Annotated in this window: 2 protein-coding genes; both read right to left on the reverse strand. The window is 67.7% G+C overall.

The features are described from left to right. Positions 1–89: 89 nt before the first annotated feature. The gene (locus tag FHS03_RS26450; protein ID WP_183443888.1) at positions 90–6482 is read right to left on the reverse strand and encodes a non-ribosomal peptide synthetase; all 6393 of its coding nucleotides are present in this window, start codon (positions 6480–6482) and stop codon (positions 90–92) included. Continuing rightward, on the reverse strand, positions 6479–11578 hold a 5100-nt coding region (locus tag FHS03_RS26455), incomplete at its 5' end, for a non-ribosomal peptide synthetase (protein ID WP_183443889.1). The genes FHS03_RS26455 and FHS03_RS26450, both read right to left, overlap by 4 nt.

The raw sequence follows: 11578 nt of genomic DNA on the forward strand, positions 1-11578 counted from the left end.
ATACAATCTATGATAGATAGCAATAAAAGCAATGGCACCAGTCTACCTTAAATAGCGCCGCCGTCAACGATATTTTGCCGCGCCGCCAACTACTGCGCCGCCAGCGCGATCTTCGCCGCCGCCTCCCATTCCACGCGCAGACGCTCGGCCAACGCACCGGCATGCGCCTCGTCCAATACGGTCACGTGGTTGCCGGGAGCGCACCAGGCCCGCAAGCGCGGCGCGTAAGCACGCCAGGCCTGCTCCTGCGCGCGCCTTGCCTCTTCGCCAGCCGCCGCCGCGCTGCCGGCCGCCTGCACCAGCAATAGCGGCCCGGGATATTGGCCTTCCGGCGCATAGGCGGTGCGCAGGCAGCGCGCAAAGCTGCGCAGCGGTCCGCGCAGCGCATTCGGCAAGGAACGCTCCGGCATCAGACCCGCATCCACCATGGCGCGGTGCAGCAGCGCATATTGCGCGCTCTCGCTGGCCTGCTCCAGCTCGCCAAGCACCAGGTTCAACGGCCGGGCCGCCGCCTCCTGCAGCACAGCGGCCATGTCCCGCAGCACCATGGCGTGCGTGTATTCGGCACAGGCGTCTGGAGCGCTCGGCGGCAGGCTGTCGACCAGCGCAAGCGCGGGTCGTCCGCATCCAGCCGCATGCAACTGGCGCGCGATCTCGCAGGCCACCCAGCCGCCAAAGGAGTGGCCCAGCAAATGCACCCGGCCCTCGGGATAGAGCTGGCGGATCGCCTTGACGTAATCGCCGGCGGCGGTTTCGACGCTGGCATACGGTACGGCCACCCCATCCAGGCCGCGCGGCTGCAAGCCGTAAACCGGCGTTTCCTTGCCAAGCGCCGCCGCCAGCGCGACAAAGCTGCCGACGTTGGCGCCGGCGCCCGGAATGCAGAAGACCGGCGTATGTTCCGGCGCGCCGGTTTGCAAGGCCACCAGGGGCGAGTAGGCCCTTTCCATCACCGGGCTTTCGGCGGCGGCGCGCAGTTGCTGCGACATACGGGCGGCCAGTGTGGCGAGATGCGGCGGCTGCAACATGCTCTGGTGATTGCCCGGCACCACGGACAGGCGGCATTGTCCCGCCGCGAGCGCCCCATCCCAGCCGCGCGCCGGGGCATCGGCGGGATTTTCAGCCGCGCCGAAATAATGCACCGGCACCGGCAGCGGGTGGCTGACATAGCTGCCGCCGTCGGCGGCAATCGCCAGCGCCTGCAGCCGCTCCAGCACCTGTTCTATCTCCCGCACCGCCATGCCAGCCAGCGTCGGCGGCAACATGCCCTGCTGCTGGCAGGCTTCGATCAGCTGCTGCAGGCTCATTGCAGGCGCCGACTGCCGCAGTTCCGCAAACAACGGCAGCAGCGCCGGATCGGCTTCGGCCACCGGCGCTGCCTGGGCCAGCAAGCGCGCCTTGGGCGGCATCAGATATTGCATATAGGCGCCCGGCGGGATATAGGCGGTGTTCAGCATGCCGAGAAACTCCACCGCCTCGTTATCGCCCAGCAGCTGGCTGGCGATTTCATAAGCCACGGTGCCGCCGGCGCAATAGCCTGCGACGCGGTAAGGACCGTGCGGCTGCACGGCGCGCATCATGCCGATCAGGCGGCTGGCCATGCCTTCGACAGTGTGCAGCCGGACCTCGCCCAGCGGTTCGGGCGGCAAGCCATACACCGGAATCTCGCTGTCGAGATGCTGGGCCAGCGCCGTTGCGTACAGCAGCGAGCCGCTGCCGTCGTGCACCAGGAAGAGCGGCTTTTGACGGCCGCCGGCACGGATCGGCAAGGCCTGCCGGTCCGCGCCGGCGCCAGCTTGCGCCGCCAGCTGCGCCGCCAGCAGTTCCACCGTGCGGTACTTGAACAGATCGGCCACCGGCATCAGCACGCCGGCCTGCTTCAGCACATTCGCCGCCTGCACCGCCAGCAGGGAATGGCCGCCGAGGTCGAAAAAGTCGTCGTGCAGACCGACCCGCTCCACTTTCAGCAGCTTGGTCCAGGTGTCGGCCAGCAGCCGTTCGAGCACGCTGCGCGGAGCGATATAGTCGCTGTCCTGGCGCGCCAGGCCTGGCGCAGGCAAGGCGGCGCGGTCGATCTTGCCGTGCGCGGTCAACGGCAACTGGTCGAGGAAGACGATGTGCGCCGGCACCATATACTCCGGCAGCGCCGCTTGCAAGGCCTGTTTCAGCGTTTCGCCCACGCGGGCGCGGATAAAGTACTGCAGCGGGTCATTGGCATAGCGCCGCGGCTGCGCCGGCAGCGCGCCTTGCGCCAGGCACTCGTGCGGAAAGGCTTGCGCATCCGCATTCGCCGCATCGCCATGGCGGCGCAGGATGGCGCCGTAGCGCCCCTCCGCATCGCAACCGGTCCAGCTCAATTCGAGCTCATAGCCTGCCTGCGCGGCAATCTGCGCCAGCCGCTCGGGATCGAGGCAATGCAGGGCGTGCAGGGGATCGCGTAACTGGCGGCTCAACGCCGCGGCGCTGCTTTCGCTTGCCCCCTGAACGGTACTCAGGGATTGATACAGTTGCGCATCCCACACCACCCGTTCATTGCCAATATTCCGTATCAGCACCAGCGGCGCCGCATGCCGCGCCAGCCGCTGCGCCAAGTCCTGGGCCGACAGGTGGTCCGCCTCCCAATCCAGCTGCAGCGGCGCGCACGGCGGCGCCAGCGTGGCGCGGTGCAGCACCACGTCGTAGCGGTAATCGGTCAATTCGTTGCGGTAGCGCGCTGCCTTGGGCAGGATCTGCAGGGAACCGATGGCGCTCTCCACCGTCTTGAGCGCAAGGAAGAAATCGGGCGCCAGCAGCAGCTCGGTATCCATCTCCATGGCCTTCAATACGCGCGCGCGCACATCGCCGGCGCTGTCGCCATCGGCGGAACGGAACAACTGGGTCGAGGCATGGAACGCGCCGAACAGGTTCAGATTGCGCAGATCGCCGAGGAACAGTTTCCCCTGCGGCGACAGCAGGCCCAGCGCGCCGTGGATCACCTTCATCAGATAGTCGGCGCCCGGGAAGTGCTGGATGACCGAGTTGATGACGATGGTGTCGAACTGGCCCGCCTGGAATCCGTCGAAATTGTCGGCGCCCCGTTCATGCAAGCTGACCTGCGACAATCCATGCTCGTCCAGCTTCTCGCCAAGACGCAGCAAGGTTTCGGGCGAAATATCCGTGCCCACGTATTCTTCGCAATGCGGCGCCAATTGCAGCAGCAGCAGGCCGGAGCCGCAACCGATTTCCAGCACGCGGCGCGGTTGCAGCGCCTGGATGCGGCACACCGTATTCTCGCGCCACTCCTGCATTTCTTCGAGCGGAATCGGGGCGCCGGTATAGCTGCTGACCCAGCCCGCATAATCCATCACCGCGTTATCGGTGTGCGAATGCGAATAGGTATTGTCGTAGGCATCGCGCCAGGCCGCCACCTGCTCCGCCTGCAGTTCGGGCAGGCCCTCGATCTGACTGCTGTCGAACAGGGTCGCATAGGCTACCAATTGCTCTGCCGCGCCATCCTGGCGCACCATGGCCACCGCTTCGCGCACGGCGGGATGCTCGCTCAGGCGCGCTTCAATCTCACCCAATTCGATGCGGAAGCCGCGCAGCTTGACCTGGAAGTCGCGCCGTCCGATGAATTCGAGCTGGCCATCCTCGCGCCAACGACCGATATCGCCGGTCCGGTACAGTCGCCCATCCTCGCCCGGCGCATACGGGTCGCTGCCGAAACGCTCGGCCGTCTGCTCCGGCCGGCCCAGATAGCCGCGTCCCACGCCCACGCCACCCACGCAGATCTCGCCCGCCACGCCGGCCGGCGCCAGGTGCCCTGCCCCATCCAGCACGTACAGCCGCGCATTGGCCACCGGCCGGCCGATCGGCAGGCTGTCCAGCGCTTCAGCCGGATTCCAGCTGTAGTAGGCCACCACGTCCGATGCTTCGGTCGGACCATAGGTGTTATGCACCTGCAGCGCCATGCCGCCCAGCGCCCCATGCAGCAGCGCCGCATTGATCGGTTCACCGCCAAGGAAGACGTGGCGCAGCGTTCCACCGTGCTGGCGCAGGCCGTAGTCCAGCAGTGGATAGAAGGCGCTCGGCGCGCAGTTGATGAAGGTGATGCCATGTTGCGCGATATAGGCCGGCGCCTGGTCCGGCGCATAGCCTTCCAGCGGGATGTGCAATTGGCCGCCCACCAGCAGCGGCGCGAACAGATTCTTTTGCGTCAGGTCGAAGCTGAACGAGGAGAACAGCAGGGCGCGGTCCTGCGCTCCCAGTCCGAACTGCGCGATATACCAGTTCACCAGATTGCACAGGCCGCGCTGATGGATCAGCGTGCCCTTGGGCCGTCCCGTCGATCCCGAGGTGTAGATGGCATAGGCCAGGTCGTCGGCGCCCGAGCCGCCTTCCAGATTGGCGCAGTCGTAGGTATCGAGCCAGCCGTCGTCGCGGTCCAGGCACAGCACCTGGCTGTCCTGCTGCGCCAATTGCGGCAGACGCTCCAGCACACCCTGCTGGGTCAGCAGCACCGGCAACTGCGCATCGCGCAGCATATGGCCCAGGCGCTCGGCCGGATAGGCCGGGTCCAGCGGCACGTAGGCGCCGCCCGCCTTCAAGATCGCCAGGATGCCCACCACCATTTCCAGCGAGCGTTCGACGCAGATCCCGGCCAGCACATTCGGTCCCACGCCCAGCGCGCGCAGATGGCGCGCCAGACGGTTGGCGCGCGCATTCAGCTGCGCATAGCTCAGCGTCTGATCCAGGTGCACCACGGCCGTGGCATCCGGAGTCCGCGCCGCCTGCTCTTCGAACAGGCGGTGCACGCCGCGCTCCAGCGGGTAGGCGGCGGCGCTGGCATTCCACCGCGCCATCTGCGCGCGCTCGTCCGGCGGCAGCACGTCCAGCTCCGCCAGCGCGCTGTTTGGCGCCGTTTCCAAAGCCTGCGCCAGCTGCTCCAGCGCGCGCGCCATGAAGCGGCCCACGCGCTGCGCCGATGCTGGCGCGCGCGCCAGCACCGTCAGGTGGAAACCTTCGCCCAGATCGTCAACCGACAAGGTCAGTGGATAATTATTGCGCTCCGTCGAGGCCAGCCGCGCTATGCCCTGCCATGCCTGCCGCGCCGCGCTGCTGCGCGCCTCGCCCGCGCTGACGCTGTGCCGGTAGTTCAGCATGGCCGAAAACAGCGGCGCGGGCGCCGGCACGGCGCTGCAGCGCTGCGCCAGCGTCAGCGATGCCTGTTCATGCTGCATCAGCTCCACCAGATCCGCCTGCACCTGGCGCACGGCGGCTTCCACTTCGCCGCCGTCCAGCCGCACGCGCAGCGGCAAGGTATTCATAAACATGCCCAGCATGCCTTCCGTCAGCGCGCCGCCCGTCATGCGCCCCGACAGAATGGTCGCGAAAACAACATCCTGGCGGCCCGATAGCCGTGCAAGCACCTGCGCCCAGGCCAGGTGAAACAGGCTGGCGGGGCCGACGCCCAGCTTGCGGCCGCACTGCCGCAAGCGCGCCGCAAGCGCCGCATCCACATGCAGACGCGCCTCGTCAAGCGCGCCGCTTTCGCAACCGCCCGGCTGCAAGCCAAAGGGCAAGGTCGGTTCATCCACATCGCCCAGCATGCGATGGAAGAAGGCTTCGTCGCCCGCCTGCCCGCCTTTGCCCTTGCGCTGCAAATGTGCGATGAAGGAGCGGAAAGGCTGGGCTGGCGGCAGCTCGCCACCGGCGCCAAGCAAATGCGCCTCCAGTTCCCGGTCCAGCAGTTCAAGCGCCACGCGGTCGCCCACCAGATGGTGGTACAGCGTCAGCAGCAGCCAGCGTCCCTGCACCGGATCGTGCGCCAGCACGCCCTGCATCATCGGCGCCTGGCGCAGATCGAGGCGATAGTGGCGCGAATCGAAGCGCGCCATCAGCTGCTGCGCGATATCGCCGGCGCCGGGATCGAGTTCCAACTCCGTCAGCGGCAACGGCGCGCGGCGCCAGACCACCTGCACCGGCGCCGGCAGATTTTCCCATTGAATCGCGGTACGCAGCATGTCGTGCCGGTCCAGCACCGCTTGCAAGGCGCGCAGATACTGGTCGGCCCTTTCGCGACTGTCAAAGCTGGTCAGCTGGGACATCAGATGGGGATCGCCCTCGCCGTCCAGCAGATGGTGGAACAGAATGCCTTCGTGCAGCGGCGCTAGCGGATAGATATCCTGCACATTGGCAGCGCCGCCTGGCACGCGGGCCACCAGCGCATCGATCTGGGCCTGCTCCAGCTGCACCAGCGGCAGCATGGCCGGCGTGATGGCCGTGCTGCCGACGGGAATGCCATCGCGCGCCGCGCCGGCCGCGCCCTCAGCGCCGCCGCCGGCAGCGAGAAAGCCGATCAGGGCCTGTTTGTGCTGGCGCAGCTGCGCCAGCAGCGCCGCATCCAGTCCTTGCTTCTTGCCGCGTACGACAAGCTCGGCGCCATCCAGGGCCAGTACGATACCGCGCTCGTTCAGCTGTTCCAGCAAATTTTCCATCGTCATATGCGTATCTCCTCGATTTCCTCGGTCAGGACTGCCAGCCCTGCCAGTGTCGTTGCGGTAAACAGCGAGCGGGCCTCCACATGCAGACCGCGCTGGCGCATCGCCTCCAGCAGCGCGATCACGAGCAGCGAGTGTCCACCCAGCTCAAAAAAATTATCGTGGCGGCCGATGCGCGGCTGCTTCAGCACCGCGGCCCAGATCTCGGCCAGAGCCTGTTCGACCGGCCCTTGCGGCGCTTCGAAGCCGCGCCGCGCATACGCGCCGCCATCCGGCGCAGGCAAGGCACGCCGGTCAAGCTTGCCGTTCGCGGTCAACGGCAGGGCGTCCAGCAGCACATAGGCGGCGGGCACCATGTATGGCGGCAGCTCGGCGGCCAAATGCCGGCGCAATTCCTGCGCATCCGGCGCCTGCCCTTCCTGCGCCACGCAGTACGCCACCAGCTGCGCTTCGGCGCCGTCGCTGCGCGCCACCACCACGGCCTGTCGCAGCGCGGGGTGCGCCGCCAGCAGGGCTTCGATTTCGCCCGGTTCGATGCGGTAGCCGCGCAGCTTCAACTGGAAATCGTTCCGACCGAGGAATTCCAGCATGCCATTGGCGTTGCGGCGTCCCAGATCGCCGGTGCGGTACAGGCGGGCGCCATCGCCGGCGCGGAATGGATCGGGATTAAAACGCTCCCGCGTCAATTCCGGCCGATTCAGATAGCCGCGCGCCACACCGTTGCCGCCGATGCAGATTTCGCCGGCCACGCCTGCCGGCACCGGCCGCCCTTGGCCATCCAGCAGATAGATGCTGGTATTGGCGATCGGCGCACCCAGGGGCATATTGGCGCCCGTTGGCGCCGTGTACTGCGTCACTTGCAAGGCGCTGGACCAGACCGTGGTTTCGGTCGGCCCGTAGACATTCCACAGCATGGCGCAGCGCGCGAGCAGCGCCTGCGCCAGCGGCGCCGTCATCGCCTCGCCGCCGCACAGGGCTTTCAATCCCGGCACGCCTGGCCAACCCGCATCCAGCAGCATGGTCCAGGTAGCCGGCGTGGCCTGCATCAGTGTCACCCCATCAACCTCGATGGCTCGCGCCAGCAGCGCCGCATCGCTGGCCTGCTCCTGGCGCAGCAGCACCGCGCCGGCGCCGCAGCTCAGCGGCAGGAACATCTCCAGCACCGAGATATCGAAGGCGCAGGTGGTCAGCGACAGCACCCGGTCGCGCGCCGTGATGCCGGTCATGGCGCGCATCGAATGCAGGAAATTGACCACGCCGCGGTGCTCCACCATCACGCCCTTCGGCTTGCCGGTGGAACCCGAGGTATAGATCACATACGCCAGATGCTCCGGCTGCAGGCCATCCGGCGCCAGATCCAGAGCCGATTCCCGCTCCCAGACCGGCAGCAGCAGATCCAGCACGGGCTGGCGCAGCTGGCCGGCCCAGGATGGCGCCCCGCCCTGCGTCAGCAGCGCCAGTGGAGCGCAATCGTCCAGGGTATAAGCCAGACGCTCGGCGGGATGGGCCGGGTCCAGCGGCACGTAGGCGGCGCCGGATTTCAGCACAGCCAGCAACGCGATCAACAACTGCGGACCGCGCTCCAGGCAGACGGCCACGCGCTGATCCGGTCCGGCGCCAAGACGGCGCAGGTGGCGCGCCAGCCGGTTGGCGCGCGCATTCAACTCGGCATAGCTCAGCTGCTGGCCAGCATAGACCAGGGCCGTGGCCTGCGGCGTGGCCACCGCCTGCTCTTCAAACAGCTGATGCACGCAGCGTTCGCGCGGATAGGCGGTCGGCACGGATTGCCATTGCGCCAACGTCTCGCGGTATTCCTCGGGCGGCAGGACATCCACCGCATGCAGCGGCATCGTCTCGTCCTTGCCCAGGGCCGTCACCAGCGCCTTCAGCGCGGCATGCATGAAGCGGCAGACCCGCTCCGGATCCAGCGTGCCTTGCACCTGCGCCGTCAGACCGAAGTCCTGTCCCAGATCGTCCACCGCCAGCGTCAGCGGGTAGTTGTTGCGCTCATCGACCGCCAGCCGCCGGATGCCCTCGCTGGCCTGCGCGACGTCTTCCGCCGGGTGCGCGGCGCTGTGCCGGTAATTCAGCAAGGCGACGAACAGCGGGGCCGGCGCCGCGATCGCGCTGCAGCGCTGCGCCAGTGCGAGCGAGGCATGCTCGTGCCGCATCAGGTCCGCCAGCGCGGCATGGGCCGAACGTACCGCCTCGGCCAGCGGCGCGCCGCCGACCCGCATACGCAAGGGCAGCGTGTTCATGAACAGGCCCATTGCGCGGTCCGCGCCGCTGCCGCCCTGCATGCGGCCGAACAGCACGGTGCCGAATACCACGTCCTCCCGCCCGCTCAGCCGCGCCAGCACCAGCGCCCAAGCCAGGTGGTGCAGGCTGGCGGCGCTGACGCTCAGGCGCCGCGCCGCCGCCCGCAGCCGCAGCGACAATCCGGTATCGACCTTCATCCGGGCCTGCGCAAACGCTCCCTCCTGCCCGCCTTCGGCCGCCAGCCCCGCAGGCAGCGTGGTTTCATCCACATCGGCCAGCATGGCGCGGAAGAACGCCTCATCCTCCTGCTGCCGTCCGGTGCGGCGGGCATGCGCGATGAAATCGCGGAAAGGCAGAGCTGGCGCCAGCAGATGCTGGCGCTGCAGCAGATGGGTGCCGATTTCGGCCTGCATCACGTCCAATGCCGTGTGGTCGCCGCCCAGGTGATGCGACAGCGACAGCAGCAGCCAGCGGCCAGCGGCCGCGTCGTGCGTCCACACCGCCTGCAGCAGCGGCGCCCTGGCGATGTCGATGGCAAGCCGCGACGGCCCATACTCCAGCAGCATGCGCTGCTGCAGATCGGCGCCGACTGCCATCCGTACCTCCCGCACCGGCAACTCGGCATGACGCCACACCACCTGCACCGGCTGGCTTAGTCCCTGCCACAGCACCGCGGTGCGCAGCATGTCGTGGCGGTCGATCACGGCCTGCCACGCGCCCAGATAGGCATCCAGCCTTTCCCGGCTGTCGAAGGACATCAGCTGCGCCATCACGTAAGGGTCGCGTTCCTGCGCCGTCACATGATGGTAGAGAATGCCCTCCTGCAGCGGCGCCAGCGGGTAGATATCCTGCACATTCGCGGCACCGCCTTCCACGGTGGCGCAAATGCCGTCGATTTCCGTCTGCGTCAGCTGCACCAGCGGCAGCATCTCCGGCGTAATGCGTGCCTGCTGCCCGTACGCCCATTGCGGGATCATATTGGGCGGAACCGGCGCCGCCGTATCCGCCTCCACCAGCGCCGCCGCCAGTCCAGCAATGGTCGGCGCCATGAAGAGGCCCTGCACGTCGGCATGTAAACCTTGTTCGCGCATACGTTCCAGGGCCCCCACCAGCATCAGCGAATGGGCACCCAGCTCGAAGAAATTGTCATGGCGGCCGATACGCTTGATCTTCAACAGCGTGGACCAGATCGCGGCCAAACGTTGTTCCAGCGCGCCGTCCGGTTCGGCGTAGGTCTGGCCGGTACTGGATGGCCCTTCTGGTGGAGGCAGCGCTTTCCGGTCCAGCTTTCCATTCGGCGTCAGCGGCATGCTCGGCATGCGCGTGCAGGCGGCCGGCACCATATGCGCCGGTAAATGCGCCTGCAAGTGGCGGCGCAGCGCGTCGGCGCCAGGATCACGGCCCGTGTCCACGTAATAAGCCAGCAGGCGCATATCATTGCCGCTGCCGTCAGCCAGCACGGCCGCTTCCGCCACATCCGGGTGCGCCGCCAGGCAAGCTTCGATCTCGCCCAGCTCGATGCGGAAACCGCGCAACTTGACCTGGAAATCGTCACGGCCGAGGAACTCGATGCTGCCATCGGGCAGCCAGCGCGCCATATCGCCGCTGCGGTACATGCGCGCGTCAAGCTCGCCGCTGAAGGGATCGGCCAGGAAGCGCTGCGCGCTCAAATCGTCCCGGTTCTGATAACCCAGCGCCACACCAGCGCCACCGATATGAATTTCACCGCGCACCCCGGGTGGCACCGGCTGCCGCGCTTCGTCGAGCATATAGATGCTGCTGTTCGCGATCGGCCGTCCGATCGGCACCGCGCCCTCTTCCGCACCGGCGCCGCAGGCATGCACACTGGCCCAGACGGTGGCTTCGGTGGGGCCGTATTCGTTATACAGACGCGCCTGCGGCCAGCGCTGCGCCATCCGGGCCGGCAAGCCGCGCGGACAGGCTTCGCCCGCGACAATCACGCGCGCCAACGCTTCCGGGGCCGCCCCAGGCGCCTCCAATACCTGCTGCAACAGCGAGGGCACACACAGCAGGCTCTCGATGCGCTGCGCCACGATCTCGCCGAACAACCGGCGCGGATCGCGTACCGTGTCGGCGGCGGCGATAAACAGTGCACCGCCCCAGCATAGCGTGCCGAAAATGCCGGCCACCGAGCTGTCGAAGGAAATCGGCGACAGCAGCAGGAAACGTCCGTACTCGCCATACGCATGGCGCCGCGCCCAGGTCGAATGCACCAGATTGCGATGGCGCACCATCACGCCCTTGGGCTGGCCGGTCGAGCCGGAGGTATAGATGATGTAAGCCAGATGGCAGTCCGCCAGCGCCGCGCGCGGCGGATTGCCGTCCGGCTGGCCGGACCACAGATAGGCATCGCGCGCCACGTCCAGCAGCGGCAAGGCCTGGCCGCGCCCATGCAGCGCGGCCAGCGGCGCCTTGAGCGTCTCGCCCAGTTCCGCCTGCGTCAGCAGCACCGCCGGCGCGCTGTCGCCCAGCATATAGGCCAGGCGCTCGGCCGGATAAGCCGGGTCCAGCGGCACGTACGCTCCACCCGCCTTCAGCACCGCCAGCAGGGCCACGACCATGTCCGGTCCACGCTCCAGGCACAAGGCCACACGCACATCCGGCCCCACGCCCAGTCCGCGCAGATGGTGCGCCAGCTTATTGGCCTGGGTATTCAATTCGGCATAGCTGAATTGGCGGCCCATGCCGGCCACCGCCAGCGCCTGCGGCCGCGCCGCCGCCTGTGCCTCGATCAGCTCATGGATGCATTGGCCGGCCGGATAGGCCAGCGTTTCGCCCCGCCCCTGCGCCAGCAGTTGCGCGCGCTGCGCCGCCGTCAA

Origin of the sequence: Pseudoduganella violacea (assembly GCF_014191875.1) — a bacterium.
In the GTDB taxonomy this organism is placed as follows: domain Bacteria; phylum Pseudomonadota; class Gammaproteobacteria; order Burkholderiales; family Burkholderiaceae_D; genus Rugamonas; species Rugamonas violacea_A.

Excerpts from the sequence above, each read along its gene's own strand:
- FHS03_RS26450 (WP_183443888.1), bottom strand. The coding sequence starts at position 6,482 with ATGACGATGGAAAATTTGCTGGAACAGCTGAACGAGCGCGGTATCGTA.